The sequence below is a fragment of the [Rhizobium] kunmingense genome (assembly GCF_977018605.1).
Genome location: NZ_CDRNXG010000002.1, coordinates 723,004 through 749,796, shown reverse-complemented (window position 1 = coordinate 749,796; position 26,793 = coordinate 723,004). Strand labels below are relative to the sequence as shown.

27 protein-coding genes and 1 pseudogene are annotated in these 26,793 nt (G+C 60.7%); 16 read left to right on the top strand and 12 right to left on the bottom strand.

Annotated features, from left to right (window positions below):
• Nucleotides 1-53: 53 nt before the first annotated feature.
• From AC0JZ4_RS21980 to AC0JZ4_RS21970, 3 genes are all read left to right on the top strand, one after another.
• A complete protein-coding gene (locus tag AC0JZ4_RS21980; protein ID WP_471889063.1) occupies nucleotides 54-476 on the top strand; it encodes a (2Fe-2S)-binding protein in 423 nt (140 codons plus the stop codon).
• Complete coding sequence (locus AC0JZ4_RS21975; protein ID WP_471888602.1) at nucleotides 473-2,740, top strand: xanthine dehydrogenase family protein molybdopterin-binding subunit; 2,268 nt, start codon at nucleotides 473-475, stop codon at nucleotides 2,738-2,740. The genes AC0JZ4_RS21980 and AC0JZ4_RS21975 overlap by 4 nt, the downstream gene beginning before the upstream one ends.
• A gap of 356 nt (nucleotides 2,741-3,096) precedes the next feature.
• Entirely contained in the window at nucleotides 3,097-4,212 is a 1,116-nt protein-coding gene (locus AC0JZ4_RS21970) for a c-type cytochrome (RefSeq protein ID WP_471888601.1), read from the top strand.
• Nucleotides 4,213-4,335: 123 nt separating this feature from the next.
• On the opposite strand, the gene AC0JZ4_RS21965 is transcribed toward AC0JZ4_RS21970, so the two are convergent.
• The 10 genes and pseudogenes from AC0JZ4_RS21965 to AC0JZ4_RS21920 form a co-directional block, all read right to left on the bottom strand.
• Nucleotides 4,336-5,115 carry an SDR family oxidoreductase gene (locus AC0JZ4_RS21965; protein ID WP_471888600.1) on the bottom strand — a complete coding sequence of 260 codons (780 nt, stop codon included), beginning with the start codon at nucleotides 5,113-5,115 and terminating at the stop codon, nucleotides 4,336-4,338.
• A 90-nt stretch (nucleotides 5,116-5,205) separates the two neighbouring features.
• Nucleotides 5,206-5,499 (bottom strand): annotated as a pseudogene (locus AC0JZ4_RS21960) (cyclophilin-like fold protein); the annotation flags it as partial.
• A gap of 12 nt (nucleotides 5,500-5,511) precedes the next feature.
• Nucleotides 5,512-5,685 carry a hypothetical protein gene (locus tag AC0JZ4_RS21955; protein WP_471888599.1) on the bottom strand — a complete coding sequence of 58 codons (174 nt, stop codon included), beginning with the start codon at nucleotides 5,683-5,685 and terminating at the stop codon, nucleotides 5,512-5,514.
• Between the two features lie 13 nt (nucleotides 5,686-5,698).
• Nucleotides 5,699-6,391 (bottom strand): DUF4405 domain-containing protein, encoded by a 693-nt coding sequence (locus AC0JZ4_RS21950; RefSeq protein ID WP_471888598.1) that lies wholly within the window; start codon nucleotides 6,389-6,391, stop codon nucleotides 5,699-5,701.
• Complete coding sequence (locus AC0JZ4_RS21945; protein ID WP_471888597.1) at nucleotides 6,388-6,861, bottom strand: cytochrome P460 family protein; 474 nt, start codon at nucleotides 6,859-6,861, stop codon at nucleotides 6,388-6,390. The genes AC0JZ4_RS21950 and AC0JZ4_RS21945 overlap by 4 nt, the downstream gene beginning before the upstream one ends.
• 33 nt (nucleotides 6,862-6,894) lie before the next feature.
• Complete coding sequence (locus tag AC0JZ4_RS21940; protein ID WP_471888596.1) at nucleotides 6,895-7,365, bottom strand: (R)-mandelonitrile lyase; 471 nt, start codon at nucleotides 7,363-7,365, stop codon at nucleotides 6,895-6,897.
• 40 nt (nucleotides 7,366-7,405) lie between these two features.
• Nucleotides 7,406-7,747, bottom strand: coding sequence for a carboxymuconolactone decarboxylase family protein (locus tag AC0JZ4_RS21935; RefSeq protein WP_471889062.1), 342 nt, complete (start codon nucleotides 7,745-7,747; stop codon nucleotides 7,406-7,408).
• Nucleotides 7,748-7,895: 148 nt separating this feature from the next.
• Nucleotides 7,896-8,999, bottom strand: coding sequence for an alpha/beta hydrolase (locus tag AC0JZ4_RS21930; protein WP_471889061.1), 1,104 nt, complete (start codon nucleotides 8,997-8,999; stop codon nucleotides 7,896-7,898).
• Between the two features lie 53 nt (nucleotides 9,000-9,052).
• Nucleotides 9,053-10,132: an alpha/beta hydrolase gene (locus AC0JZ4_RS21925; RefSeq protein ID WP_471888595.1), complete on the bottom strand. Its 1,080-nt coding sequence runs from the start codon at nucleotides 10,130-10,132 to the stop codon at nucleotides 9,053-9,055.
• Nucleotides 10,133-10,253: 121 nt separating this feature from the next.
• Entirely contained in the window at nucleotides 10,254-11,147 is an 894-nt protein-coding gene (locus AC0JZ4_RS21920) for a LysR family transcriptional regulator (RefSeq protein ID WP_471888594.1), read from the bottom strand.
• 134 nt (nucleotides 11,148-11,281) lie between these two features.
• On the opposite strand from AC0JZ4_RS21920, the gene AC0JZ4_RS21915 reads away from it, so the two are divergent.
• The 6 genes from AC0JZ4_RS21915 to AC0JZ4_RS21890 all read left to right on the top strand — a co-directional run bounded on the left by AC0JZ4_RS21915 (nucleotide 11,282) and on the right by AC0JZ4_RS21890 (nucleotide 17,910).
• Nucleotides 11,282-12,700, top strand: a complete 1,419-nt coding sequence (locus AC0JZ4_RS21915) for an MFS transporter (RefSeq protein WP_471888593.1) — start codon at nucleotides 11,282-11,284, stop codon at nucleotides 12,698-12,700.
• A gap of 33 nt (nucleotides 12,701-12,733) precedes the next feature.
• The gene (locus AC0JZ4_RS21910; protein ID WP_471888592.1) at nucleotides 12,734-13,720 is read left to right on the top strand and encodes an aldo/keto reductase; all 987 of its coding nucleotides are present in this window, start codon (nucleotides 12,734-12,736) and stop codon (nucleotides 13,718-13,720) included.
• Between the two features lie 16 nt (nucleotides 13,721-13,736).
• Nucleotides 13,737-14,726 carry an aldo/keto reductase gene (locus AC0JZ4_RS21905; protein ID WP_471888591.1) on the top strand — a complete coding sequence of 330 codons (990 nt, stop codon included), beginning with the start codon at nucleotides 13,737-13,739 and terminating at the stop codon, nucleotides 14,724-14,726.
• A gap of 1 nt (nucleotide 14,727) precedes the next feature.
• Complete coding sequence (locus AC0JZ4_RS21900) at nucleotides 14,728-15,621, top strand: FAD:protein FMN transferase (protein ID WP_471888590.1); 894 nt, start codon at nucleotides 14,728-14,730, stop codon at nucleotides 15,619-15,621.
• Between the two features lie 96 nt (nucleotides 15,622-15,717).
• Nucleotides 15,718-16,713: an alpha/beta hydrolase gene (locus tag AC0JZ4_RS21895; protein WP_471888589.1), complete on the top strand. Its 996-nt coding sequence runs from the start codon at nucleotides 15,718-15,720 to the stop codon at nucleotides 16,711-16,713.
• Nucleotides 16,714-16,758: 45 nt separating this feature from the next.
• Nucleotides 16,759-17,910, top strand: coding sequence for an aldo/keto reductase (locus tag AC0JZ4_RS21890; protein ID WP_471888588.1), 1,152 nt, complete (start codon nucleotides 16,759-16,761; stop codon nucleotides 17,908-17,910).
• Here the strand turns inward: AC0JZ4_RS21890 and AC0JZ4_RS21885 are convergent.
• On the bottom strand, nucleotides 17,871-18,053 hold the full coding sequence (locus AC0JZ4_RS21885) for a hypothetical protein (protein WP_471888587.1): 183 nt from the start codon (nucleotides 18,051-18,053) through the stop codon (nucleotides 17,871-17,873). The two genes, AC0JZ4_RS21890 and AC0JZ4_RS21885, sit on opposite strands and share 40 nt — an antisense overlap.
• Nucleotides 18,050-19,279 carry a LysR substrate-binding domain-containing protein gene (locus AC0JZ4_RS21880; RefSeq protein ID WP_471888586.1) on the bottom strand — a complete coding sequence of 410 codons (1,230 nt, stop codon included), beginning with the start codon at nucleotides 19,277-19,279 and terminating at the stop codon, nucleotides 18,050-18,052. The genes AC0JZ4_RS21885 and AC0JZ4_RS21880 overlap by 4 nt, the downstream gene beginning before the upstream one ends.
• A 272-nt stretch (nucleotides 19,280-19,551) precedes the next feature.
• On the opposite strand from AC0JZ4_RS21880, the gene AC0JZ4_RS21875 reads away from it, so the two are divergent.
• The 7 genes from AC0JZ4_RS21875 (at nucleotide 19,552) to AC0JZ4_RS21845 (ending at nucleotide 26,785) form a co-directional block, all read left to right on the top strand.
• Nucleotides 19,552-20,379 (top strand): LamB/YcsF family protein, encoded by an 828-nt coding sequence (locus AC0JZ4_RS21875; RefSeq protein WP_471888585.1) that lies wholly within the window; start codon nucleotides 19,552-19,554, stop codon nucleotides 20,377-20,379.
• 39 nt (nucleotides 20,380-20,418) lie between these two features.
• Entirely contained in the window at nucleotides 20,419-21,357 is a 939-nt protein-coding gene (locus tag AC0JZ4_RS21870; protein ID WP_471888584.1) for an ABC transporter permease, read from the top strand.
• Nucleotides 21,354-22,145, top strand: coding sequence for an ABC transporter permease (locus AC0JZ4_RS21865; protein ID WP_471888583.1), 792 nt, complete (start codon nucleotides 21,354-21,356; stop codon nucleotides 22,143-22,145). The genes AC0JZ4_RS21870 and AC0JZ4_RS21865 overlap by 4 nt, the downstream gene beginning before the upstream one ends.
• A gap of 67 nt (nucleotides 22,146-22,212) precedes the next feature.
• On the top strand, nucleotides 22,213-23,277 hold the full coding sequence (locus AC0JZ4_RS21860; protein WP_471888582.1) for an ABC transporter substrate-binding protein: 1,065 nt from the start codon (nucleotides 22,213-22,215) through the stop codon (nucleotides 23,275-23,277).
• A 9-nt stretch (nucleotides 23,278-23,286) separates the two neighbouring features.
• Nucleotides 23,287-24,384 carry an ABC transporter ATP-binding protein gene (locus AC0JZ4_RS21855; protein WP_471888581.1) on the top strand — a complete coding sequence of 366 codons (1,098 nt, stop codon included), beginning with the start codon at nucleotides 23,287-23,289 and terminating at the stop codon, nucleotides 24,382-24,384.
• A gap of 39 nt (nucleotides 24,385-24,423) precedes the next feature.
• Entirely contained in the window at nucleotides 24,424-25,773 is a 1,350-nt protein-coding gene (locus AC0JZ4_RS21850; RefSeq protein WP_471888580.1) for an MFS transporter, read from the top strand.
• Nucleotides 25,774-25,813: 40 nt separating this feature from the next.
• Complete coding sequence (locus tag AC0JZ4_RS21845) at nucleotides 25,814-26,785, top strand: NAD(P)-dependent oxidoreductase (RefSeq protein WP_471888579.1); 972 nt, start codon at nucleotides 25,814-25,816, stop codon at nucleotides 26,783-26,785.
• The last annotated feature ends 8 nt before the right edge of the window (nucleotides 26,786-26,793 follow it).

The following is a 26,793-nucleotide window of genomic DNA, read 5'->3' as shown; positions in this document are numbered from 1 at the left end:
CGAGGATGGTGACGATGCAACTCAAACTGAACTCCGTCGACTAAGACCTCGATATAGAACCCGACACACCTCTGCTGTGGGTCATCCGCGAAGAGGCTGGTCTGACCGGAACCAAGTTCGGCTGCGGACTGGCGCAATGCGGGGCATGTACAGTCCTGATTAACGGTCAGCCCGTCCGTTCATGTGTAACGCCTGTGGAAACCGTCGCAGGGCAAAACATCACCACGATCGAGGCCATCACGGAGACTGATCTCGGTCGTCGGGTGGTCGAAGCATGGGTGGCAAATCAAGTCCCTCAGTGCGGATACTGTCAGTCCGGCCAGGTCATGGCCGCAACTGCCCTCCTCTCGAACAACCCGCACCCGTCCGATCAGGATATCGCCGATGCGATGGTCAACCTCTGTCGGTGCGGAACCTACAACGCCATCCGCGCCGCCGTTTTCCAGGTCGCCGGCCGCGAGGAGAGCGCAACATGAGCCATGCCGAGATCTTCAATCCCGCCGTTGGCGATACTGGTGACCGAGGCTTGAACCTGACGCGACGCGGACTGCTTGGCGGTATAACCAGCGCTTTCGCCCTTGGTGTCATGCTGTCTCCGTCGATCGCCAAGGCTCAGGGCCTCCCTGCACCCGCGCCCAAGATTGCTCCGGGCACGCGGGTCCCCGCATTCCTCACCGTCAACGCAGATGGCACGGCAATCCTTCAGAGCCCGTTCGTCGAAGGCGGCCAGGGAATCTTCACGGCGATGGCACAGATCGTCGGCGAAGAACTCGATCTCGATCCAGCGCGTTTCACTGTTGAATCCCCTCAGCCAGGTCCCGACTACAGGGTCGTCAACGGCGCTCGCCTGACGGGAGGAAGCCTGTCTGTCCGATCAAGCTATGCGACGATGCGTCGGCTGGGGGCTCTCGCCCGCCAGATGTTCCTTCAGGCCGCCGCCACTCGCCTGGGTGTCCCGATCTCGGAACTGACGACCGAACCTGGAGAAGTTTTGCATGCGGCCAGCAGCCAGCGGATAGGGTATGGCGCGCTTGCCGCCGAGGCGGCGTTGCTTCCGATCCCGGATGACGCACCACTCAAGGACCCGAAGAATTTCCGTTGGATCAGCAAGCGTATTCCGCGACTGGATGTTCGCGATAAGTCGACAGGGAAGGCCATCTACACGATCGATACCAAGGTCGATGGCATGCTGCTGGCGGCGATCCACCATGCGCCGCGACTGGGTCAGCAGCCACGCACTATCCTCAATGAGGAACAGGTGCTGGAAATGCGCGGTGTTCATTCCATTCACACGCTGCCCAACGGTGTCGGTGTCGTCGCCGATCGCTGGTGGCGCGCCCGTAGGGCCGCCGAAACGCTTCAGATCGAATGGGAAGAAGCGCCCGTGGGCATGGCCAACGCGATGCCGGCGGATTTCTCCACGGATGGGTTCAGGGCACAACTTGCCGCAACACCGGGTCCTGGCATCGATGCTGAAAACGTCGGGAATGCGACGAGCATGCTTGCCAGTGCGAACAAGGTCATCAGCGCCACCTACACCGCGCCTTATGTGGTCCATGGCCAGCTTGAGCCGTCATCGACGATCGCCCGCTTCAATGCGGACGGAAGCCTGGATCTCTGGGCACCGAACCAAGTTCCCGACGCTTTCCAGACTGCGGCGGCCAAGGTAGCCGGCATTGATCCGGCGAAAGTCAATGTCCATTCACCCATGCTTGGCGGCTTTTTCGGGCGCCATTTCCTTTACAATACCGGAAATCCGTTCGAGCAGACGATTCTTTTGGCAAAGGCGGTGCAGAGGCCTGTGAAGGTTATTTGGACGCGCGAGGACGAATTCCTGCGGGATGCCATGCGCCCGATGGCTGTTGTCCGGATGCGAGCGGCCATCAATCAGGACGGCTCCCCCTTGGCCTATGAGGCAGAGTCGATGGGGATGGGGTCCCGCGGTCACTTAAACGGAATGAAACCCGGAGCTTTCGATCCGACGATCGTCGAAGGGCTTGTTGAGAAGGCCTACGCTATTCCGCACAAACGTGTCGCGCATGTCATTGTACCTCACGCGGTGTCGCTCGGGCATTTCCGTTCCGTCGGTCACTCCATGCTGGACTTCATCTCGGAAGGGTTCTTCGACGAGATGGCAGATGCCGGTGGGCAGGATCCCTACGAATGGCGTATGCAGATGCTCGTCGGACAGAATCGACTGACCACCCTCCTGAAGGCCGTCGGGGATCTGTCCGGAGGCTGGCGGAGAGGTCCCTATGACCATGAGGACGGATCCCGACGCGCACGCGGTGTTGCAATGGCCTCGCCATTCGGGTCAGAGGTCGCGACGATCTCCGAGGTAAGCGTGCGCAACGAAAAGGCCGTGGTCCATGACATCTGGATTGCGATCGACCCCGGAAGCGTTGTCAATCCGGCGATTGTCGAGGCACAGGTCAGGTCTGCGGCGGCGCTCGGTGTCTCGACAGCGCTGATGGAAGAGGTAGTCTACGAAAACGGGATGCCCAGGGCACGCAATTACGATCTTTATCCCATTCTCGGGCTTGCGGACATGCCGAACGTCCATGTTCGCATCGTCGAGAGTGGAGAAAAGATGGGCGGTGTGGGCGAACCTGGTCTTCCGGGTGTTCCTGCGGCGATCGCCAATGCGGTCTCCACCCTCACCGGAGAACGCATCCGTAGTCTGCCCCTGTCGAACCATCGTCTCGGTCGACCGCCGGGTTCCGAGCAGGCCTTCCGATAGGCGACGTCCGACTGTCACAACAACCATCAGCCTCAACCAGATAGATCTATCGGTATCTCCCTTGAGCCCGAAGCCCACCCGGTGGTGCGGTCGACTTGTGGAAGATGGTCGATGGCATCCCGAGCATCCGGAAAAGACCATTGAAACGTATCCTATGGAGCCTCGCCGCAGGCGCTATCGTTGTCGGAACCTCCGGCTTCTGGTTTGCGACACGGATCCCTGCCACGCCGTTTGATGAACCTGCCTCGGATCGGTCACGCGTATCGGCGGAGCGAGGCGAATACATTGCCAGACTGGCCGATTGTGTTGCCTGTCACAGCACGCCGAAAGGTGCGCCGTTTTCCGGTGGTCTCGAGATGGGCACGCCGCTCGGGTCGATCTTCGCGACCAACATCACGCCGGACAAGGAGACCGGGATCGGCAAATATACACTGGCGCAATTCGACAACGCCGTGCGCCGCGGGGTTGCCCCTGACGGCAGCCGCCTCTATCCGGCGATGCCATACCCTTCCTACGAAAAGCTGAGCGACGTGGATGTCGAGGCGCTCTACGATTATTTCATGACGCAGGTTTCGCCTGTAGAGGCCCCGAACAGGCCAAGTTCCATTCCAAGTCCGCTGAACATGCGCTGGCCCCTGGCATTCTGGAACACGGTGTTCACAGGCGGTAAAACCTATGCTCCCGATCCCTCTCGGGATGCGGCATGGAACCGCGGCGCCTATCTCGTCGAGGGTCCGGGCCACTGTGGTGCCTGTCACACGCCCCGCGGCCCCGCCATGCAGGAAGTCGCGCTTGATGAAGGCGACAGTCGTTTCCTATCCGGTGCCAATCTGGACGGATGGTTCGTCCCGAGCCTCCGAAACGACTACAATACAGGCCTCGGCCGATGGAGTGAGGAGGATATCGTCGCCTACCTCAGAAACGGTCGAAACAGGCACGGTGTCGTTTTTGGCCCGATGGCCGAGGTTGTCAACAATTCGACGACATTCACCTCTCAAGAAGATCTCGCGGCGATCGCGAAATATCTGAAGAGCCTGCCAGGAGATCGACAGCGCGACGGAGCCCCCTGGAAGCCGGAGCCATTGAGTGTTTCATCTTCGGCATCGCGTACCCCCGGTCAGCAGACCTACGCTACGCGATGCGCATTCTGCCATGACAGCGATGGTCTCGGCAAAGGGATCTGGATCTCTCCTCTGGCCGGTTCAAGCTCAGTCCTTGCGAACGACGCTAGCTCCATGGTCAACATCACCTTGAACGGCTCCATGCGTGTCGTCACCAATGGAGCCCCCGACTCCTACCGGATGCCGCCGTTCCGCGAGCATCTGTCCGACCAGGAGATTGCCGATCTTCTCACCTATATTCGTGGTGCATGGGGCAATGACAGCGGCCCGGTGACAACCGAAACGGTCGGAGCGATGCGGGAGCACACCAATCCGGCAAGCAGTGAGGTCATGATCCTGCAGATGCGCTGACCGCCTCTGCATGTCAGAGGCAGGCCGCTTGGATGAAACAGGCCATGGAAAATAAAGGCGGAAGGCAGCTCAACTGGTACTGCCTTCCGCCCCGTCAGAACCGCAGGTGGTCTGAGGTCTGCATTAGTGACCGGCTGATATCCGCGCATCTTTCAGATCACGCAACGCCTCAATGAAACTCGTTGGCTCCTCGTTCAGAGGCATGTTGTCTGCATCATGGACACCGTCGATCGCGCCGACCGCATCCGGATCGATTGCGGCAAACAGATCTTCCAGGTCTTCAGGTTCTGGACCGTGCTCCGCAACCAGTTCGAAGGACTTTCGAGCGGCAGAGGGCAAGGTCAGGCTGCTCACCAGTACTTGGGCAATCTGCCGGCGGGAGATCACGCCATCCCGCGGAGTTCCTGACTGTCTCCTATCGCCCTGGAGGAAGAGCGGTTTCTGCTGGTTGCGGTCGTTGTAGTCGAACCAGCCGGGCCGGACGATCGTGTAGGGATTTCCGGTAGCACGGACCAGCCGCTCGGCCCGGCGTTTCCAGTCGTGTGCCACTTTGCGATCGGTCACGGCAATCGCAGTCATGAGAGCGATACGGACTTCTCTGGCACCGAGCGCCGTGAGCACGTTCAGAACGCCGCCATAATCCGTTGCCTGCGCATCCCTGACGCTTCCGTAGGTGCCATGGGTAAAGACGATGGCATCGACACCATTCACCGAGCCGACCAGAGTATGAGGCCGCGTCAGGTCAGCTGAGACTATCTCGAGCCCGGCACGCGGACACAATCGGTCCGGGTTGCGAGTAAGCGCCCGGACAGTGTGACCGTGCTTGATTGCTTCATCGATAACCAGGTTCCCGACACTGCCTGTGGCTCCCACGGCAAGTTCCGTCATTTTTGCGTCTGTCATTACGTCCCTGAAATTGCTGATTTCGTGATATCTGAAACAGCCGATTGCGCCGGTAGCACTGCAGGCTCGCCACCGCCTTCGACCGAGGCATTACTGATTTGTCGTCGCCGTCGATCGTTCGATCTTCATGTCGACCGACTGGCCGAGAGCATCGAACTCGGAGAGATCAGAGGTGACCTTCCCGATAACGATCAGGTCCGAGATCTCGGGATCCTTGCTGTTGTCGAAAAACAACGCGAGATAGCCACTGCGCGCCGTGTACCCGATATCGCCATTGTCGAAACCTTCGCGCTTTCTGGCCTCGGTCGACAGGGGTGATGTCGGACGGCCGTAATATTCGCGCTCGCGCAGACGGCTCATCGGCAAGGTCATTGGCAGTTGCGCGAGAAGATCGCGCTAGGTCTGCGTGTCGATCAGCTCGCCCGTGATCACCTTGTCGCCTGCGGTGATCCGGATCGCGGCGAGCTTCGTGGCTGCGCCTGTCGTCGCATCCTGTGCAAAGCTCGGCGAAGCCATGGTAACGGTTTGCAAGGCGAGCAGCGCCAAGGCCATCGAAGATCTCGATTTCATAGCGATCATCAGGTCATGCCCTCTTGTGGCGATTCACCGAGCTGCTGAAGCACTGAACGGCGACCAGGGCGTAGTGTGTCAGCGCCGCAACCAACCCGACAATCGATCCATAGTTCAGGAAAAAACCGATCACGGACTCGCTGAAATCCCACATGTCGAGCGAATAGGTCAGCATCAGCTTCGAGCCGAACGCCATCTCGGAAAAGCTTTTCACGCCCCAGACAACAACGAGCAGCGTCAGGATCCGTGCCGCCCATGCCCGCACGACGTTCGATTGCTGTATTCCGACTGTCGAGCGGAACACGTTCATCACCACGCCCCATCGGGTGCCCAGATGAACGGAGATAATCAGCAAGACCCAGTATCCGACGAACATATGGATCTCCCGAACGGCGAAGGCGCCGCTGAGAGCCGTGAATGGAAACAGATCCCGGGAAACCAAGAAGCTTGTGATCAGCATGACCGTCATGCCGGCGGCGAGACAGGCGATCGTCAAAATGTTGATAATGCGGCTGGCGTCCATACTTCGCTTGGCCAAACCACCATACCACCGCCTGTTGAAGACGTTGTGTAGGATGACGAGCAAGAACAGTGCGGTTCCGAACAGTTCGTGGGACAAGTTGTCCAGCCACCAGTATGCCAGGCACGCGATGACGAGTGCGACAGCCAGGAAATCGAGCAGAAGACGGAGGCGGAGAACGATCATTCGATTTCGAATCGCCGCATGTCGTTGAACGTATAGAGAAAGTCCCTGTCAGCCCGTGAGGTGTGACAGCGCTGACAGCGGGCGGTGTTCTCATCCATGTTGATAGTGCCGTCCGGTTTGAACCACTGGAACTGCCAGTCCGCGGTGCGTCTGCTCTCGTCGTAGTCCTGCCCCCAGTTCTCCCCCTTTTCCATGATGAAGTAGCGGAACACCTTGCCGTCGCGGTAATCGACCAAGGCAACATGGGTGCCGTTCGGGATAGGCATTCCAGCTTTTACAGCCTCGATCGCCTCGCGCGTCGTCATGATGTGCTCTGTCACCTCACCGCGTGTGACGGTGGTGTAGTGAACGAGCTTGTCTATGTCGGGCATCGTTGCACGCGTCGGTTCCGCGTGGACCTGCATGCCAACGAACAGGACCGTCAGCCCTGCGATCACCGCACCGCCAATGCCGCCGATTATCTTCTTCATTGAAACCTCTTCGTTCGGTGCACGACTTTCAAGTCAGCGCGTGTATTGTGCGTCGGTGACGTGTTCCAGCCACTCGACCGACTTGCCGTCGAGGGACTCGGAGATGGCGATGTGGGACATGCCATTCGTGGCGGTTGCTCCGTGCCAGTGCTTCACGCCCGGCGGAATCCATGCGATATCGCCCGGCCGGATTTCCTGGACTTCGCCCTCCCAGTGCTGGACGAGACCGACACCCGCCGTGACGATCAGCGTCTGGCCGAGAGGATGGGTGTGCCACGCTGTCCGCGCGCCCGGTTCGAAAGTCACGGTCCCGCCACCGACCGTAGCAGGTGCCGTCGCGGCGAAGCGGGAGTCGACCCGGACGGCTCCGGTGAAGTTGCTCGACGGACCGGCCGTCGATGCATGCGTGCCTGCCCGCGTTACCGAAACTTCCTTGTCAGGTTCGGCGAGCGCGGCGAAAGCGCCAAGGGAGAAAGCGACGGTCATCACAGTCTTCATGTTCATGGGTCACCTGTCATCGTAAGCCCGATGGGCGCTGGTCGGACTACTCGGCAAAGACTTCCTTGGCGATCGCCACGGCCGACACTGCGCTTGGCCAGCCGGAATAGAACGCCATGTGGGTGATGGTCTCTACGAGCTGTTCCTCTGTCAGGCCGTTGGCCTTGGCGCGGATCAGATGGGATCGGAGCTGGTCAGGACGATTGAGGGCAATCAGCGCCGAGACTGTTACCAGACTGCGATCCCGCTGGGAAAGCTGCGGCCGCTCCCACACATCGGCGTAGAGAACATCGTCAGTCAGTTCGGCCAGCTTCGGCGCGATATCGCCCATCAGTTGCTGTGTCCGCGACTTTGCGGAATCGAGGTTCGACACTGGTGCCTGCGCCATGCTGGGTTGGAATCCGGTTGCCAGAACGATCGCTGCGGCAAGTGTTCCTGGGATGAGTTTCGTCAAGTCTGTTTCCTCTTAATGGTTTGGGCGATGGCGTGCGCATATGCCGAAGGGCGGGCTGACGTATGCCCGTCCCTACGTGTCGTCATGCGGAGACGAGGTGGCGGTCGAAGAACGGCTTCAATTTGCCGAGAGCGGCATTGACATATTCAGGAACCCAGTAGGTCTCGATGTGCTTGGCACCCTCGATCTTGAAGAGTTCCTTGTTCTTGGTCCCGGTTGCCTTGGCCAACGCGTCCTCCGTCATGTAGAGAGTGTCGGCGGCACCGCCCGCGATCATCAACAAAGGCACGTCGATGAGCGCGATCTCATCGGTCGCGTCCCAGCGCATCAGGTCCATCAGGCTGCTCGTCGTGTATCGGAAAGTCGAACCGGGATGAGCGTTTGTGCGCCAGTAATATTCGTAGCCCTGACGATAGAGATCGAACGGCAATGCGGCGATCTGTGCGTCCGTCATATTCGCATCCCCGGAATAGAGGACCTCACCGCCGGCAGCCTCCTGAGCACGGGCGGCTGATGCTTGCTGCAGGCGCTGCTGGATCGTCTCTATCTGACTATCCTGGAAGCCGTTGCGGCGGACACGCCCCGAGTTGAACATGCTGAGTGTCGCCACCGCCTTGAAGCGCTTGTCGGACTTGGCGGCCGCCAACGAATAGCCGCCGCCGCCGCAGATACCGAACAAACCGAGACGCGCCTTATCCACACCAGGGAATTGGCTGATGAAGTCAGCCATCCCATGAATGTCTTCGATGCGGAACTGTGGTTTGTCCGTGCTGCGCGGCGTGCCACCGCTTCCGCCCTGATAGGCAGCATCGGCCGTGATCGTGATGAAGCCACGTTCCGCAAGACGCTGGGCATAGAGACCAGTCGTCTGTTCCTTCACGCCACCATTCGGATGGGCCAGAACCAGGGTCGGGTATTTCCTCGCTGGATCGTAGTCGGCCGGCGTATAAACGTTGGCGACGATATCGAGGCCGTTGAGCTTGTACTTTACCGGGTGGATGTTGACTTTGCCGGGCTCGTTCTTGGTGAGTGCACCGTCATAGACGAGGGTGAAAGGGTTCTGTTTGTAGTCGGCGGCGACGGCTTTGGTCGTCATGGATGACACTCCCAACATTGCGCCGGAGATCACAAGGGCGGATGCTCCGAGAAACTCACGACGTCTGGTATTGATGATTTCATTAGCCATTGGCTGGCTCCTGTCTGTTTTGGAATGCGCAGCCGCGGTCACGTCGCGACGGATCAATCGAGCTTCTTGTCGGCCAGGAACTTGGACACCTGATCGGCGATCTCGACATTGTTCAGGTCGGACATCAGGAAGTGCGTGCCGCCCTTGATGCCGATCTCCGGCAGATGGACGAGCGTTGCATCACCGGCGTGCTTGTTGACGGCCGCCACCCAGAGCTTCGCCATGGCGAGGCGGACGCGCCAGTTGTCCTGGCCGCGCTCGGTCGTCGGTTCGACGGGGAAGTTGTCGCCGTAGTAGATGATGATCGGCAGTTTCGTCAGCTTCTCGAAATCGGCCTTGGAAACAGCCTCGCCCTTGAGCGTGCCAGCGGCGCTCGGCATGTCGGCGGGAACCTCGCCTTCCGGGAAGATGAAACCACTCCCTGGCTCGAGCGCGACGATGCCCTTGACGTTCGGGTTCTTGATCGCCGTCAGCCAGCCTGGGCCACCGGATTGAGAATGCGTGAAAAGGATTCCTGGCCCAGTCTTATCGAACAAGGCGGACATGGCATCGGAAATCACCCCCGCATCATAAGGCCCGGTGTTCGGCGTGACCGAGCGGAAGAACTGATCGAGTGCGGCCGCTCCCTTGTCGAACTGGACGTTCTGGTAATAGTCCGGCCACTTGCCGAGGCGGAACTGGTCGAAGAAGAGCTGGTCATAGGGCGTCGGCTCGATCGTCGTGGCGACGGTACTGTTACCCGCGCGGCCACGGCGGGGCTGGTCGACGAGATAGGTCGAAAAACCGCGACGCAGGAAGATTGTCTGGAAGCCCTCGCGGCCATCAGGGGTCGTCTCCCAGCTCCGGGCAGACTGGAATGCTCCGTGGAGCATGACGATCGGCAATGTCTTCGCGTTCTCCGGAACCTGATAGGAGACGTATGCGTGGTCGCCGTGGATCGACTGACCCTCGGCAGTCGGCGCGTTGTTGTTGTACGTGCCTGCCGTCTTCTTGACCGTGCCGCCGACTGCGAAGCTGCCCTGCTCCTGAATGACGAGCGGCTCGGGCTTCGATCCGGTCTGGGCGAAAGCAGCGCCCGCAATCAGGGTCGAGAATGTGAAGGCGGAAGCAGTTCTGAAGAAGGCTTGGTGCATCTGGATCTCACAACATTAAGTTGGGAGAAATGGTAGTCGAAGACCTTCTAGCGGATTAGTCGCCTATTCCCGATTGAAGTCATTAGGCGAGCTTATTAATCACATTCAGTTCATTAGAGCGTTATCCGCGGTACCGCAACGCTTCAAGAACCAGGCTGAATGCGGGCGACGCGTGCCGACGATTTGGGTAGTAGAGGTGGTAGCCCGGAAACGGCAGGCACCAGTCCTCAAGGACGCGCACGAGCCTTCCTTCCCGGATATGCTGCTCGACCAGATCCTCCGGCATGTAGGCAAGGCCGAGGCCCCTCAGGACGGCATCCATCCGCATGGCGACGTTATTGAACACGAGCTGTCCATCGACCCGGACGTTGAGTTCGCGCCCGTCTCTCTCGAACTCCCATTGCAGGATGTTCCCATGCGTCGGCATGCGGATCTGGATACAGTTATGCGCCGTCAGATCCTGGGGGACTTCGGGCCATGGATTGCGCTGGAAGTAGGTTGGTGATCCGACCACGGCCATCCTCATTTCGGGTCCGATCCTGACTGCGATCATGTCCTTGGCGACCTGCTCGCCAAGGCGCACGCCTGCGTCGAATCTCTCAGCGACGATATCGGTCAGGCCGTAGTCGACGGTGATCTCGACCTTCACGTCCGGATTGTCCGGCAGGAACTTGTCCAGCGCCGGAGCGAGAACGGAGATTGCGGCGTGCTCGCCGGCCGTAATCCGCACTGTTCCAGCAGGCTTGTCCCGCATCTCAGTCAGCGATGTCAGTTCGGCCTGGATTTCCTCGAATCTCGGACCTGCCGTCAGGAGAAGACGCTCACCTGCCGCCGTTGGCGAGACCCGCCGCGTTGTCCTCGTTAGGAGCCGGATACCGAGCCGTTCCTCCAGCCCCCGCACCGTCTGGCTGAGCGCCGACTGCGATACGCCGAGTTTGACAGCGGCTTTCGTAAAGCTTTCCTCGCGCGCCACCATGACGAAAGCGACCAGATCGTTGAAATTCTCCTGCGGCATTCATTAGGCATCCTTATAGCTTCATCCCGATTACTGCCCCTAATCGGAATGGTCAGCAAGGAATATCTTGATCCCATCGAAACAGACGCTTTGCCGTGGAGGACGGCGCTGCCGATCCTCGAACGGAAAACGACATGCCGAACCAGCAACACACTTCCACTTCACCCAACAAGAGCGCGATCCTTGCGATCATCCTGATCAGCTACGTAATGATCGTGCTCGACATCTCTATCGTGCTGACGGGACTGCCAAAGATCCACGCTGAGCTTGGGTTCAGCGATGCGGGTCTCTCATGGGTCTCGACCGCCTACACTCTGGCTTTCGGTGGATGCCTGCTGCTTGGGGCACGAGCTGGAGACATATTCGGCCGCAGGCGGATGTTCTTCATCGGGCTGACGATCTTCTCCCTCGCGTCGCTCGCAATCGGCATTTCGCAGACCCCTGCGGTCATGATCGCCGCAAGAGCCGTGCAAGGCCTGGGTTCGGCGATCCTCGCGCCGTCGACGCTTGCACTTCTGCAGACCAATTTCGACGCCGGACCTGAACGGACGCGCGCCGTATCCTACTACGCCGCCGCCGCAGGTGTGTCCGCCGCATTCGGCCTGGTGATCGGCGGGCTTCTCGCCGACTGGCTGTCATGGCGCGTAGGATTCTTCATCAACCTGCCAATCGGCATCGCGATGATGATCGCCGCGAAACGGTTCATCCATGAGACGGATCGCAATCCCGGAACCTTCGATATCGGTGGCGCGGTCGCCTCGACACTCGGCATCGTCGCGCTTGTCTACGGTGTGATTCGATCGGCATCGACGGGATGGTCCGACGCGATGACCGAAGCATGGGTTGGTTTTGGTGTCGTCATGCTGATCGTGTTTGCATTCATCGAGCACCGCGCAAGCCAGCCGATCATGCCACTGTCCCTCTTCGCCGACAGAGAGCGCTCGGCCGCATACGGTGCCCGGGCCCTGTTCCTTGGAGCAAACGTCGGGTTCTACTTCTTCGTGGCGCAGTTCCTTCAAAGCGTCATGGGCCTGAGTTCGGCCGAAGCAGGCATCGCCTTTCTACCGACCACGGTGGTCAACTTCATCACCGCCATGTCCGCACCGCGTCTGATTGCGAGATACGGCGCGGGACGCGTCCTCATAACCAGTGTTGTGGCGGGTCTCGTTGGCATGATCTGGCTGAGCCTTGCCATACAGCAGGCATCGCTCCTCGGCCTCGCCATCCCGATGATGCTGATCGGCGCTGGTCAGGGCGGTGCTCTAGGCCCACTCACGGCATCGGGTATCGTCCGCGTGCCCTCGGAGCGGGCGGGCGCGGCCTCCGGTGTCGTCAACGTCGCCCACCAGCTCGGCAGTTCGCTCGGCCTCGGTGTTCTTGTCGCGGCGGCGGCAATGGGATCGCAGGGCCTCGAGGGTGTTGAACGCCTGGCTCAGCGCGCAAGCGTTGCGATGGAGACCGGATCGGCACTCATCGCCGCCACCCTAATTCTTGCTGTCGTCTTCATCGCTCGTCCCCGCACTCGCCCGGAGACAGCAAGGACTGCGGCCTGATCGGATCCTGAATGAAATTCGAAAGGAAAAATGATGGAAAAGCGTGTTCTCGGAAAAGACTTGGAAGTCTCGGCTCTCGGCCTTGGCTGTATGGGTTTGAGCCACGGCTACGGTGCTGCAACGGATACCCGGGATGCGATCGCATTGATACGTGCGGCCCATGATCGTGGCGTAACCTTTTTCGACACTGCACAGGTCTATGGCCCGTTCACCAACGAGGAGGTGGTCGGCGAGGCACTGGAGCCGATCCGCGACAAGGTCCTTATCGCAACCAAGTTCGGCTTCGAACTTCCGCGCCCCGATGGCGCACAGCACATGAACAGCCGTCCGGACTATGTACGCCAGTCGGTCGAAGCTTCGTTGAAGCGGCTGCGCACCGACGTGATCGATCTTCTCTACCAGCACCGCGTTGATCCGAACGTGCCGATCGAGGATGTCGCCGGAACCATCAAGGACTTGATAGCGGAGGGAAAAGTGAAGCACTTCGGCCTATCAGAAGCCGGAGCACAGACAATCCGCAAGGCGCATGCCGTACAACCCGTCACGGCACTTCAGAGCGAGTATTCGCTGTTCTGGCGCGAGCCGGAGAACGAGATCATTCCGACGCTTGAGGAACTGGGCATCGGCTTCGTGCCGTTCAGCCCGCTCGGCAAGGGGTTCCTGACGGGAAAGATCGACGAGACGGCGACATTCGGTCCCGGCGACTTCCGTAGCGTCGTCCCTCGCTTCCAGTCCGAGAACCTCAAGGCCAACAAGGCCCTGGTAGCCGCCCTTACCCAGATTGCGGAAGCCAAGGGTGTGACACCGGCGCAGATCGCACTCGCATGGCTGCTGGCACAGAAGCCCTGGATCGTCCCGATCCCCGGAACCACGAAACTTCACCGCCTTGAGGAAAACCTTGGCGCTGCGGCTGTCGAATTGTCTTCGGAGGACGCTGCGGACATCGCCACCGCACTCGCGAAGATCGACATCGTCGGCGAAAGATACCCCGCGCACCTCCAGTCCCGCGTGGGCAAGTGACATCAGGAGTATGACTATGAAAACCAGAAAGCTCGGAAATCTTGAAGTCTCCGCTCTTGGCCTCGGCTGCATGGGCATGAGCTCCGCCTATGGCCCTGCTGCCGACAAGGGCGAGATGATCAAGCTGATGCGCTTTGCCCATGATCAGGGCATCACGTTGTTCGACACGGCGGAAGCCTACGGCCCGTTTGCGAACGAAGAGCTCGTTGGCGAGGCGCTCGCCCCGATCCGCGACACGGTTGTGATCGCAACCAAGTTCGGCTTCGACATCGATCTCGAAACGGGCGAGCGACGTGGCGGCACCAACAGCCGTCCGGAGCACATCCGGGCGGTCGCAGAGGCGAGCCTGAAGCGGCTGAAGACCGACCGCATCGATCTCCTCTATCAGCACCGCGTCGATCCGGCAGTTCCGATCGAGGACGTCGCGGGTGCGGTGAAGGACCTGATCGCGCAAGGCAAAGTAAAGCATTTCGGCATGTCTGAAGCGGGTGTCGCAACGATCCGTAAGGCGCATGCCGTCCAGCCGGTGACCGCGCTTCAGAGCGAATATTCATTGTTCACGCGCGATCCGGAGGCCGAACTGCTGCCCGTTCTCGAAGAACTCGGGATCGGTTTCGTGCCGTTCACGCCGCTCGGCGCCGGACTGCTGACGGGCAAGATCGACGCGAGCACGAAATTCGATGCAACGGATTTCAGAAATCTCGTCCCGCGCTTCAACGCAGACGCCCGCGAGGCTAATCTCGCGCTGGTGGCAGCGATCACGTCGATTGCGGATGGGAAGCGCGCCACGCCCGCTCAGATCGCGCTCGCCTGGTTGCTGGCGCAGAAACCCTGGATCGTGCCGATCCCCGGCACGACGAAGCAGCGTCGTCTTGAAGAGAACATCGGAAGCGTCGATGTCGAACTGAACCCCGTCGATATGGCGGAAATCAAGGCGGTTCTGGATAACTTCGAAGTCATTGGCGAACGGCTCCCCGAAGCCGTGCTCAAAATGACAGGCCTCTGACATGGACGGCGTGTCACCTTCCCGGTTCAAGTTCGATGCCATAGGCACGTCCTGGGAGATCGACACGCCTGCTCCGCTCGATGCCAGGATGCGGGAGCACATCCTCGATCTCGTCGAAGGCTTCGACAGTGTCTATTCGAGGTTCCGTCACGACTCGGTCGTGACGCGGATCGCGACGGCCAGCCGTGGCGGCACGTTCGGCTTCCCCTCCGATGCGATCCCGATATTCGATCTCTACGACCGGCTTCACATGGCGACGGACGGCGCCATCGACCCGCTCGTCGGACGCGATCTCGAGCTGATGGGATATGACAGCGGCTACTCGCTGGTTCCGGACGAGGAGGCAATGGCGTCCCTCGCGCGGCAACGTCCGGGTTGGCGGCGGGATGTGGCGAGGGACGGGAGATCGGTAACGGTGCGAAAGCCGCTGGTCATCGACTTCGGCGCGGTCGGCAAGGGGGCTCTCGTCGACCGGATCGCCGCACGGCTGGAAGCCGATGGTCACGCCGCCTTCGTCGTCGACGGTAGCGGCGACATCCGGCACTGCGGCGATGCCGCCCTGTCCGTGGGTCTCGAACACCCGCTGGATGCGGGCATGGTGATCGGGATTGCCAACCTGACGAACCGTTCCATCTGCGCGTCCGCATCCAACAGGCGGTGCTGGAACGACGGACTGCATCACGTCCTCGATGGACGCACCGGCCGCCCGGCCAGGGATGTGATCGCGACCTGGGCCATCGCGGCGGACACCGCGACAGCCGACGGTCTGGCAACCGCCCTCTTCTTCGCCTCGTCCTCGCGGCTGATGGAAAGCTTCGATTTCTCGTTTGTCCGCATATTCGCCGATGGGCGTGCCGAGGTCTCGGACAATTTCGACGGCGAAGTGTTCACCTGAGACAGGAAACAGGATGCGATATCGAACAAGGACAATTCTCCCCGCCGGTGCGCCGATCGTCAGGCCCGCAGGAACCCGTTCGAAGGGAGCGTATCGATGAACCGCCTGAAGACCGCCCTGCTCGCTTCGTTGCCTCTCCTCGTCGATCCCGCGGCCTCGGGCGCCGGATCCGGGCGGCAGCAATCCGCACCCGCCGACAGCGTCAAATTCCGGCAGCTTTCCGCAAACGGCACGCTACGGGATATCCTGCATCATCCTGCCTTCTCTGGATACGCTCGTCAGGTCCTGCCCTGGGACGATCGGCGCTATGACGAGGGGAGCAGCCTGACGGACATGGGCCGCCTGCTCCCGTATCACAGCGCCGTCGATACCGCGACAGTTCTCGGCGGGCTCAATCGAATGATCGGCGACGTCGCCGCAGGCAGGCAGGTGTTTTACGACATCTACACAGGCGAGGAGAAGCGCGCCGATCCGGGCAAGGAGAACACGGGTCTGTTCTACTTTCGCGGCAGGCCCGGAGCACCTTTCGCCATCGTTTCTCCGGGCGGCGGTTTTGCCTATGTCGGATCGTTACACGAGGGATTTCCCTACGCGGTGGAGATCAACCGGCAGGGCTACAACGTCTTCGTCCTCAAGTATCGCGTCGGCCGGGGTGGCAGGGTCGCGACGGAGGATCTCGCCGCTGCCATTTCCCATGTTTTCAGGAACCGCAGGACATTTGATGTGTCCATCGAGGGCTACTCGGTCTGGGGAAGCTCCGCGGGAGCGCGGATGGCGGCCTTCATCGGATCGCATGGCACGGCTGCGTTCGGCGGTGATATCCTCCCGAAGCCGGCCGCGGTCGTCATGGCCTATACCGCGCATCCGGATCATTCAGGAAGCGAGCCGCCGACATTCGCCGTCGTGGGAGCGGATGACGGCATCGCTCCGCCCTCCTCCATGGAGACCAGGATCGCCAAGCTCCGGCAGATCGGCACTCGCGTCGAGTACCGGAAGTTTCCCGATGTCGGCCATGGCTTCGGGACAGGCACCGGCACGACTGCGGAAGGCTGGATAACACATGCCGCCCGGTTCTGGGAACAGTCGCGATAGCTTCTGCATAATTCGGCCCATCTTCCATCATCGAAAGGGAACGCAATGACAGCGAAACACGGACCTGAACTGAACAGACGCGGGCTGCTTCTGACGGCTGGCGGACTGGCCGCGGCCGCCGCTACGGACACGGCGGTCGCCCAGACGACCACGGCACAGCCTGCCGCCTCCCCTGGCGCCTCGCCGATCGGCAAAAGGATGCTCGGCGCGCTGGAAGTTTCCAGCATTGGCCTCGGCGTCCAGAACATGAGCCGTACCTATCAGCAGACAATCCCCACACGCGCCGAGATGCACGCCATCATCCGCACGGCCTTCGACAACGGCATGACGTTCTACGATGCGGCAGAGGCCTATGGCCCTTTGGAAGTCGAGCGCATTCTCGGCGAAGGTGTCGAGCCATTCCGCAACCAGATCGTCATCGCCACGAAGTTCGGCTGGAATATCGATCCCGTTACCGGTGAACGCAAGCCGGGTCTCATCAGCCGTCCCCACCATATCAAGCGCGCTGTCGAAGGCATGCTGACGCGGTTGCGGACCGACCGCATCGACCTTCTCTATCAGCACCGCGTCGACCCGCAGGTTCCGATCGAGGATGTTGCAGGGGCGATCAAAGACCTTATGGATGAAGGCAAGGTGCTGCACTGGGGACTTTGCGAAATGGGTCTGAACACCCTGCGTCGGGCGCATGCCGCTGTCCCCGTTACCGCCGTCCAGAGCGAATATTCGATGCTGTGGCGCGGCCCCGCCACCGGGGCGATCCCCGTCTGCGAGGAACTTGGCATCGGCTTCGTGCCCTGGAGCCCGCTCGGCGTCGGCTTCCTCAATGGTGCAATCGATGCACGGACCCGCTTTGCCCAGGGTGACATCCGCGGAATCGAAGGTCGCTTCGCGCCTGAAAACCTGCCGAACAACCTCGCGCTCGTGGAACTGCTGAAGACATGGGCAGAACGCAAACAGGCGCGCCTCGGACAGATCGCACTCGCCTGGCTTCTGGCGCAGAAACCGTTCATCGTTCCAATTCCGGGAACCACGCAAATGGCACATATGCGGGAAAACATCGGCGCAGATGCGATTGAATTCGATCGGTCGGAAATCGCGGAGCTCAATGTTGCGGTTTCGGCGATCGGCATTCAGGGAGCAAGACTGCCGGATGCGGTTCAGGTGTTTTCCGATGTGGAGGCACCGGTCAGATCATAACGTCTACTGCCGAGCGGCAGCGCATGTTCGCGTTGCCGCTCGAAAATCGTATTCGGCTCTCCATTGTTGGGAATTCCCGCGACCTCATCGACAAGCGCGACGAGAAGGATCGAACCTTCGCCATGCTGCGGTTTGCCGATCATCGCTCTGAAACATCCTCTGCCACGGCGACCTCATGCCGACGAAACCTAATGAAAGCGTCGCGCATTTTCGCCTGCAGCGTCGTCGGCTGCCAGCCGCGCCGATATAGAAGCCACATCGAGCGTTTGAGGTCGAGTTCGCCGACATCGAGGATGCTTATGCCGACGGACGACGTTGCCGCGTGTTTCATCGTATTTCCGATCGCGAGGAAGAATGCAGTCCTGACGAGCTGTTCCGTCACGTCGGAGGAAGTCGTCTCGACCGTCATATCGGGTGGGAGCGTTCCTCTGTCTTCAAACATCTGGCGGAAAGCCTTCACCGCGCCGGTCTGGGGCGATGGACCGACCCATTTGCATTCCGTCAGGTCCTTGAGATCGATACGCTCCTTTCGGGCCAGCGGGTGACTGGAACTGCAAAAGATGCGCAGTTGTGCATGGCCGATGATTTCGCCTTCGACATCGGGCGGGATGGTGTCGCGCACGGTACTGCAGAGGTAGTCGATCTTTCCACCCCTCAGAGCTTCCATCAGGACCTGATAGTTCGACTGCATGACATGGAACTTGGCTCTCGGGGCGATTTTCGTCACTTCGGCAATGACATGCGGTACGATCTGTGCGGCGGAAACGCGGATTGCCCCGATCGAAACCGTCCCCGTGACGTGACCGTCTACATCCTGAATGTCGGCCGCGATCGCGGAAAGCTCGGCGACGGCGCGACCTGCCCAGAAGCTGAAGATCCTTCCTGCGACATTCAGCTGCGCGCCGGACCGGTGCCTGTCGGTCAGGGGATGTTCGACCACGGCTTCCAAGGCGCCGATGGCTTTCTGCAGCGTCGCCGCCCGCACACCCGCAAATTCTGCGGCGGCCCGAAAACTGTCATGCTGGAGCATCCCGGCGATGGCGGTCAGTTGCGCGGTCGTGATGCTCGACAGAGTTTTCGAAACCCCGTCGTCGTCCTTGTCATTGCGGACTTCGCTGATCGCCTTTCCGAGAAAAAACAGGCAACGCAGGATACGACGCGCCAAGGCCTGACCCGCCTCGGTATTGGCCAGTCCATTCGCACGTCTCTCGAACAGCGGCCTCGAATAGAAGTTTTCAAGCGCCGCGATGGCCAGCGACGCGGCAGGTTGCGTCAGGTTCAACTTTTTCGCCGCCGACCGCAGGCTGTCACCCTCAATGATTGCCAGCGCCAGCCGAAGGTGCCGAAGGTTCGGCAGATCATCTCTCATAGCAAACCCACATACAGATGCCGCACACTTTATATCCATGCCTATTTTATAGGCGACAAACAGTCTAAAGAGATTTTGATTTCCTAAAATAAATCACTCAGGACTTTTTTCAAAGCTATCGAATGTCGCCGGTTTTCATTAGATAACTGAACTCATAGCACAGCAATCCCCAGACGGGCGGTTTTCTTGACGGAAGGCCAGAGGCTGGAGCAAGTCGGGCTTTGGTGACGTGAGGCCGAATGCCTCGCATCAAAACTAATCACTGGAGCCGGATGGTTTCCGGTTCGAAGGCCATGAAGGAACGGCGTACGATGGCGTTGCAGATCGATATCAATGCGGATCTTGGTGAAGGCTTCGGCCGCTGGAAGCTCGGCGACGACCGGGCGATGATGTCGATCATCTCATCCGCCAACGTGGCCTGCGGATATCACGCCGGCGATCCTGTCATCATGAACCGTTGCGTCGAGCTGGCGCTGGAAAACAAGGTGGCGCTAGGGGCTCATGTCGGCCTTCCGGACCTTTTCGGCTTCGGCCGGGTGGCGATGGACATCGATCCGGGCGACATGCAGAAATGCGCGCTCTACCAGCTGGGAGCGCTCGCGGCCATCGCCAAGGTGGGCGGCAGCAGGGTTTCCCATGCCAGCACGCATGGCGCCTTTGCGATGATGCAGAAGCGCAATCCCGCCTATGTCGAACTGATCTTCGATGTCTTCAAGGCGTTTGACCCCGAGATCATCGTCGCCACCGGCGTCAACAGCGCGGCGGATCGTCATGCGCAAAAGATCGGCTTGCGCCGCGTCGGCAAGATTTTCGCCGACCGCGCCTATGACGACGACGGCCTGCTCGTCAATCGCAAGGTGGCGGGTTCGGTTCTCCACGACACGGCAGACATCAAGGAGCGGATCAAGGCGTTCCTGCAGGATGGCGTGATCATCAGCATGTCCGGCAAGAAACTGCCGGTCAAGGCCAACTGCATCCTCATACATTCGGACACCGACGGCGCCGTGAAAATTGCCGAGACCGTGCGCAATACGGTCGAACAATACGGCGCGGAGATCACCCCCCTCGATGAGCTGGCGACGGTTCGCGCGGATGCGTGACGGGGCACGGCTGGGCGCAGCGGGCGACAGGGGACAGCAATGACAGGTTCGAACATCCAACAGGCCATCGAGCCGGTGGCCGCCGGCCGCTCTCCATCGGTCAATCGCAAGACATTGACACAGTTCGCCATGACGCTTCCGGCGGTCCTGTTTCTGGCGCTCTTCCTGGTGATGCCATCGCTGATGCTTCTGACCTATAGCATCGGCACCCAGTCCGGCGCCGGTGGCATCGGGCTGCCCGTCACCTTCGCGAATTTCGGCAGGCTTCTGGAGAGCGCGACCTATCGCGGCATCTTCTACAACACGATCGAGATCTCGCTTTGGACGACGCTCGCTTCAGCTGTGCTGGCCTATCCGCTGGCGCTGACGGTGGCGCGCGGCAATGCCTTCTTCAGCCGCCTGACGCTGATCCTCGTCGTGGCGCCTATGGTAATGTCAGTCGTCGTGCGCACCTACGGATGGCAGCTTTTGCTGGCAAACGGTCCACAGGGCGTCGTGAACTATATTCTGACCGCGATCGGGGCGCCGATGCTGCCGCGAATCCTCTACACCCAGTGGGCGGTAGTGATCGCATCGACGCATGTGTTCCTGCCACTCCTCGTATTGCCGCTGGCCGCGTCGCTGGCGCGTATTCCCGAGAACCTGTCCGAGGCCGCCCGCATGCTCGGCGCATCGGACTGGCGCGCTTTCGTGAGCATTACACTGCCGCTCAGTATGCCCGGCCTGATCACCGGTGCGGCAATCGTCTTCACGCTGACATCGGCCTCCTATGTCACGCCGCAGATGATCGGCGGCGCGGGCGGCACCATGCTCGGCGTCCTTCTCGAGCAGCAGATCAATACCGTCTACGACTGGCCGATGGGCGCTGCCATCGCGGCGATCATGGTGGGACTGACGCTGACTGCACACATCCTGACCGGATATCTCATGAACCGGTCGGGCGTCATCAAGGGAAACAAGGGAGCAGGCAGCCGATGAGCCGTTTCTCCAACACATTCGTCATGGTCGCGACGTCGATCATCCTGGTCTTCATGATCGCTCCTCTCGTCGTCGTCGTCTCCCTGTCGTTCTCGCAAGGGCTGCTCGCTACCTTCCCGCCCAGAGGTTTTACGCTGGACTGGTATGCCAGCGTTCTGTCCGACGGCGATTTCCAGCGATCCTTCAATACCTCGACAATCCTTGCGGTCTGCTCGACCCTGCTGTCGCTGCTCCTGGCAACTCCGGCGGCGATCGCCCTTAACCGCGGCTCGATCCCAGGCGCCGCGGTCATCGAGACCGTCCTTCTGTCGCCGATGATCCTGCCGATTCTGATCGCCGGCCTGGCGCTAATCCAGCTGACCGCATCCGTTGGACTGCACTCCGTGCCACTCAACCTGTTCATCGGCCATACGCTGATCACCCTGCCCTATGTGATGCGCACCGTCACCGCCAGCCTCAAGCAGCTGGATCATAGCCTCGAAGAAGCCGCCAGCACGCTGGGTGCCTCACCGATATCAATCTTCTGGTTCATAACTCTGCCGCAGATTACGCCTGGCCTGATCGCCGGCTGCATCTTCTCCTTCATGATTTCCTTCGACGATTTCTCGCTGTCCTTCTGGATCAGCAATACCCAGACCGAGCCCCTGCCCGTGTTCCTTCACCACAAGATGGCGAGCGTGTTCGATCCATCGATCGCAACCATGGCCAGCATCATGATCGCGGTCGGCATTATCGTCGTCCTGCTGCTCGAACGCGTCGTGGGTCTGCGCAAGGCGATGGGCGTCTGAATTCAACCACATCACAACAAAAACGGGAACCGAACTTATGCAGAACTCTCCAAAAGGCGTGCGCTCGATGATCAGCAGCAGACGTCAATTCCTGACAGCAGCCGGTGCTGCGGTCGTCGCATCTCCGTTCATCGGCAAGGGCTCGGCCTGGGCCCAGGACAAGACGCTGAACATCAGCACCTATACCGGCGTTCAGGGCGAGTATATTGCCAAGCAGGTCATTCCCGCCTTCGAGCAGAAATTCGGCTGCAAGGTCGTCCAGCGCCAGAGCACGACGCTGCCGACCATCTCCCTCTTGAGAACCGAGAAGGCCAGCCCGACCCTGTCCGTCGCCATGATGGATGACGTGGGCATCCCGATCGCAAAGGCCGAAGGCCTCATCGCGAAACTGCCTGCCGACAAGATGCCCAATCTGCAGAACGCCTATTCGCGTTACATCTACGAAGACGGCTTCGGCGTCGCCTTTGCGGTCTGCAAGGCGAGCCCGTGGTACAATACCGCAGCCGTCGACGCTCCCCTGACCAGCTGGAACGACCTCTGGGACGAAAAGTTCGTCGGCCGCGTGCTGCTTCCGTCCTCCAGACTGACGCAGAGCGTCATGCTGCTGGCGATTGCCGCTTCGCATGCGACGGGCAAGCCGGTTGCCGAGGTACAGAACGACCTCTCCGTTGGCTGGGAACGGATGAAGGCGCTTCGCCCGAACGTCCAGACGATGTATGACTCGACCGGTACCGCCGTTCTTCAGGTCTCCCAGGGACAGGCCGACGTGGCCGGCCCCGACCTTGCCAAGTCGATGATGGCCTATATCGATCGCGGCGCGACTATCGCCATGACCTCGCCGACGGAAGGATCCTTCGCCGGCATCAATGCCATGACCATCACCGAAAATGCACCGGAACCCGATCTGGCGGCCGCCTTCCTCGACAGGATGCTGGCATCCGACGTGCAGGCGGGCCTTGCCGAAACCACCTATGCGGCCCCGCCGGTCCGTGGCGTCGATGTTTCCGAGAAGATCCGGACTATGATCCCGACGACCGAGGACGAACTGGCGCAGCTGCATATGCTGGATTGGAACATCATCAATCCGCAGCGGGCCGGCATCATCGACATGTTCAACCAGATTTTCTCGTAAGGCTTGTGAATGACCACGAATTCGGATCTTGCCCTGTCGGGACTGACGAAAAAGTACGACGATTTTGCTGCTGTCGACCAGGTCACGATGCGCATCAAACAGGGTGAACTTGTTGCCTTTCTCGGTCCTTCCGGATGCGGGAAGACCACGACATTGAGAATGGTGGCCGGTCTGACCGAGCCGAGTTCGGGGGACATCCTGATCGGAGGGGAGCGCATCACGCGCCTCCCCCCACAGCGCCGGAATATCGGTATGCTGTTTCAGAACTACGCGTTGTTTCCGCATATGAGCATTGGCGAGAATGTCGGCTTCGGCTTGCGGATGCGCAAGCTTTCCAGAAGCGAGCGTGACAAGAAGGTGCGCGCAGCACTCGAACTTGTGCAGCTATCGCATCTTGCCGACCGCTATCCGAAATCGCTGTCCGGCGGTCAGCAGCAGCGCATCGCGCTGGCAAGGGCGATCGTCATCGAGCCGGCGCTGCTGCTTCTCGACGAGCCCCTGGGCGCACTCGACAAGAACCTTCGCGAAGCGATGCAGATCGAGCTGCGGCAGATCCAGCGCAGGCTCGGCATCACCACCGTTCTGGTCACCCACGATCAGGACGAGGCCATGACCATGGCCGATCAGATCGTCATCATGAACAAGGGCAAGATCGAGCAGATCGGATCGCCGAGCGAAATCTATTCACGGCCCTCGACCCGCTTTGTCGCCGGCTTCATCGGCATCTCGAACTTCATCAAGGCCAGACGTGATATGTCGCAGGGCGGCGGGCGCGTCTTGTCGCTGGAGGGCGGCGGCCGCGCCGTCATTGCCGACGGGCTTACCTCCGACGACATCCAGCTGACGGTGCGGCCGGAGGCGATCGAGGTGAAGCCGTTACCGGCGGATGCCGACCAGATCGCCGAGCCCAACTGGACTCCGGCCGTCGTCGACGACGTTATCTATCGCGGATCGACGACGCATGTCCTGATGACGCGCGACAATGGCGAGCCTTTTCTGGCCTATGTCCCGAACAAGGGCGGGGCCAGCAGCGTCACCGGTGTCTCCAGGGGGGATCGGGTCATCGCCACATGGCAGGAAGGCGCAAATCATCTGCTACCGGCGTAATCCACGCCGTTAGAACAAGATAGCCTGCGGTATCGAAACATGAACACTCGGACGTTAAATGGAGACGGCCTCCCGCCGTGGCCACGGTTTCTTGCTGTCTTCGTCATGGTCTGCGCCGTCTGCGCCTGCTCCATGACGTTCAGCATCGTCAACGCGGTGCTGCCGGTCATGTCGGCGGCGCTGAACGTGTCGCCGCAGCAGGTCGTAGCCCTGGTCGGCTGCTTTCAGGTCTCGATGGTGGCGACGCTAATCCCTCTCGCGGCACTCGGCGAAATCATCGGCTATCGCAAGGTCTATCTTGCCGGTCTGGCGGTTTTCGGCCTTGCTTCGGCAATGGTCTCGATGTCCACCGCGTTCGAGACGGCGCTGCTGTGGCGTTTCATCCAGGGGTTCGGCGCAGCCGGTGTGCTGAGCGTTAATACCGCCATTCTGCGCTTCGTCTATCCCAAGGCGAAATTCGCCAGAGGCCTGGGGTTGAACGCCTTCGTAGCGGGTTCGTCCACGGCGCTCGGGCCTTCGGTGGCAGCCGCGGTTCTGTCCGTCGCCAGCTGGCATTGGCTTTTCCTGATCAATGTTCCGATCTGCATCGTCGCCTTCGTCATCGGCATCATCATCGTTCCGGAAACGCCCAGAGCCGTTCGGCGCCTCAATGCGGGAAGCCTGATCCAGCATCTGTTTGCCATGATCACCCTGCTTGCCGCCATCCAGCTGATCGCGATCCAGGGACCCTCCGTTGCAACCGTGGCGCTCGGCCTTGTCGGGGCGTCGGCTTTCACCGTCTATATCGCCAAAGAGCGCAAACGCGCGGTGCCGCTGTTTCCGATCGATCTTCTGCGCATCAAGGCGTTCAGCCTTTCGGTCAGCGCCTCGGTTCTGGCATTTGCCGCGCAGATCATCGCCTTGACCGTGGTGCCCTTCTGGCTCGAGCAGGCCATGGGCGCCTCGCAGGGCGAAATCGGCTATCTTCTGAGCCTCTGGCCCGCCATGTCGATGCTGGCAGCGCTGGCCTCGGGCGCACTGGTCGAGCGCCTCTCCGCCCGTCGGCTGGGCGTCGCCGGCATGGTCATCTTCGGTGCCGGACTTGCCATCCTCGTCTTCGTCGGCCCGGACACGTCCTATCTGGCCATTGCCATCGCGATGATCTTGTGCGGCCTCGGGTTCGGACTTTTCCAGACGCCCAACAACACGATGATGTTGTCCGCAGCCCCCTATCACCGCGCCGGTTCGGCAAGCGGCAGCCTCGGAACCGCAAGAATGATCGGCCAGTCTCTCGGTTCCGCCGGTGCCGCAATGGCCCTCGCCTTCACGCCCGGCACGGCGCTGCATATCGCGGCTCCACTGGCCATCCTTTTCGCCATCGCCGCGGCGGTCGCCAGTGCCAATCGGTAACGGGTGGCCCTCCGGAAATATCGACCAGAAAGAAAAAGACATGACTGCGCTTGCGATGAAGTTCTTCAACTCCGGCTATCGCGACCGGCTCGGCAGGCTCGGCTTCGAGCCGATCGACTGCAGCAAGGGGTTCGATGCGATCGATCCGGCGAAAGCCGACAAAATTCGTGTGATCATCACCTCCGGCGTCTATGGCGCCAGCGCAGAGGACATGGATCGTTTCCCCAATCTGGGGATCATCAGCTGCGTCGGCACCGGTTTCGAGAGCGTCGATATCGAGGCCGCCCGTAAACGCGGTATCCTGGTCACCCATGGAGCCGGCATCAATGCCGCAGCGGTAGCGGACCAGGCATTCGCCCTGCTCCTGTCCCTCGTCAGGGGCATACCCCAGCAGGATCGGATCGCCCGGTCGGGCGGCTGGAGCGACGGCTGGGAACCCGCCCCCCTCGTCTCCGGCAAATCGATCGGCATATACGGGCTCGGAAGGATCGGCGAGGCTATCGCCCGCCGGGCCGAAGCCTTCGACATGCCGGTTAGCTATTGCAGCCGAACGCCCAAGCCGCGCCTTCCCTACGCGTTCAAGCCGTCCCTGAAGGAACTGGCCGCGGACTGTGATTTTCTGGTCTGCTCCGTGCCGGGCGGACCCGAGACGTTTCACGCGGTCAATGCCGAGATCCTGGAGGCACTTGGACCCAAAGGCTTCCTGGTGAATGTCGGGCGCGGCAGCGTCGTGTCTACGGATGATCTCGTGGCCGCGCTTTCCGGGCGGAAAATCGCCGGCGCCGCTCTCGACGTCTATGAAACCGAGCCGGTAATCCCCGAGCCTTTGCGCAAGATCGAGCGCACGGTGTTGACCCTTCATACCGGCGCAAGGGCACCGGAAATGCAGGATATCAGCGCCGCTCTCATGGCGCGCAACATCAATGCCTTCTTGCAGGGCCAGCCGGTGTCGACCCCAGTACCCGGAATGCCTGCCAGCTTTCCCACCGGCCGCGATGCCGCTCTCCCCTGAAAGCCGGA

Excerpts from the sequence above, each read along its gene's own strand:
- AC0JZ4_RS21975 (WP_471888602.1), top strand. The coding sequence starts at position 473 with ATGAGCCATGCCGAGATCTTCAATCCCGCCGTTGGCGATACTGGTGAC.
- AC0JZ4_RS21970 (WP_471888601.1), top strand. The coding sequence starts at position 3,097 with ATGGGCACGCCGCTCGGGTCGATCTTCGCGACCAACATCACGCCGGAC.
- AC0JZ4_RS21965 (WP_471888600.1), bottom strand. The coding sequence starts at position 5,115 with ATGACAGACGCAAAAATGACGGAACTTGCCGTGGGAGCCACAGGCAGT.
- AC0JZ4_RS21955 (WP_471888599.1), bottom strand. The coding sequence starts at position 5,685 with ATGAAATCGAGATCTTCGATGGCCTTGGCGCTGCTCGCCTTGCAAACC.
- AC0JZ4_RS21950 (WP_471888598.1), bottom strand. The coding sequence starts at position 6,391 with ATGATCGTTCTCCGCCTCCGTCTTCTGCTCGATTTCCTGGCTGTCGCA.
- AC0JZ4_RS21945 (WP_471888597.1), bottom strand. The coding sequence starts at position 6,861 with ATGAAGAAGATAATCGGCGGCATTGGCGGTGCGGTGATCGCAGGGCTG.
- AC0JZ4_RS21940 (WP_471888596.1), bottom strand. The coding sequence starts at position 7,365 with ATGAACATGAAGACTGTGATGACCGTCGCTTTCTCCCTTGGCGCTTTC.
- AC0JZ4_RS21935 (WP_471889062.1), bottom strand. The coding sequence starts at position 7,747 with ATGGCGCAGGCACCAGTGTCGAACCTCGATTCCGCAAAGTCGCGGACA.
- AC0JZ4_RS21930 (WP_471889061.1), bottom strand. The coding sequence starts at position 8,999 with ATGGCTAATGAAATCATCAATACCAGACGTCGTGAGTTTCTCGGAGCA.
- AC0JZ4_RS21925 (WP_471888595.1), bottom strand. The coding sequence starts at position 10,132 with ATGCACCAAGCCTTCTTCAGAACTGCTTCCGCCTTCACATTCTCGACC.
- AC0JZ4_RS21920 (WP_471888594.1), bottom strand. The coding sequence starts at position 11,147 with ATGCCGCAGGAGAATTTCAACGATCTGGTCGCTTTCGTCATGGTGGCG.
- AC0JZ4_RS21915 (WP_471888593.1), top strand. The coding sequence starts at position 11,282 with ATGCCGAACCAGCAACACACTTCCACTTCACCCAACAAGAGCGCGATC.
- AC0JZ4_RS21910 (WP_471888592.1), top strand. The coding sequence starts at position 12,734 with ATGGAAAAGCGTGTTCTCGGAAAAGACTTGGAAGTCTCGGCTCTCGGC.
- AC0JZ4_RS21905 (WP_471888591.1), top strand. The coding sequence starts at position 13,737 with ATGAAAACCAGAAAGCTCGGAAATCTTGAAGTCTCCGCTCTTGGCCTC.
- AC0JZ4_RS21900 (WP_471888590.1), top strand. The coding sequence starts at position 14,728 with ATGGACGGCGTGTCACCTTCCCGGTTCAAGTTCGATGCCATAGGCACG.
- AC0JZ4_RS21895 (WP_471888589.1), top strand. The coding sequence starts at position 15,718 with ATGAACCGCCTGAAGACCGCCCTGCTCGCTTCGTTGCCTCTCCTCGTC.
- AC0JZ4_RS21890 (WP_471888588.1), top strand. The coding sequence starts at position 16,759 with ATGACAGCGAAACACGGACCTGAACTGAACAGACGCGGGCTGCTTCTG.
- AC0JZ4_RS21885 (WP_471888587.1), bottom strand. The coding sequence starts at position 18,053 with ATGATCGGCAAACCGCAGCATGGCGAAGGTTCGATCCTTCTCGTCGCG.
- AC0JZ4_RS21880 (WP_471888586.1), bottom strand. The coding sequence starts at position 19,279 with ATGAGAGATGATCTGCCGAACCTTCGGCACCTTCGGCTGGCGCTGGCA.
- AC0JZ4_RS21875 (WP_471888585.1), top strand. The coding sequence starts at position 19,552 with ATGGTTTCCGGTTCGAAGGCCATGAAGGAACGGCGTACGATGGCGTTG.
- AC0JZ4_RS21870 (WP_471888584.1), top strand. The coding sequence starts at position 20,419 with ATGACAGGTTCGAACATCCAACAGGCCATCGAGCCGGTGGCCGCCGGC.
- AC0JZ4_RS21865 (WP_471888583.1), top strand. The coding sequence starts at position 21,354 with ATGAGCCGTTTCTCCAACACATTCGTCATGGTCGCGACGTCGATCATC.
- AC0JZ4_RS21860 (WP_471888582.1), top strand. The coding sequence starts at position 22,213 with ATGATCAGCAGCAGACGTCAATTCCTGACAGCAGCCGGTGCTGCGGTC.
- AC0JZ4_RS21855 (WP_471888581.1), top strand. The coding sequence starts at position 23,287 with ATGACCACGAATTCGGATCTTGCCCTGTCGGGACTGACGAAAAAGTAC.
- AC0JZ4_RS21850 (WP_471888580.1), top strand. The coding sequence starts at position 24,424 with ATGAACACTCGGACGTTAAATGGAGACGGCCTCCCGCCGTGGCCACGG.
- AC0JZ4_RS21845 (WP_471888579.1), top strand. The coding sequence starts at position 25,814 with ATGACTGCGCTTGCGATGAAGTTCTTCAACTCCGGCTATCGCGACCGG.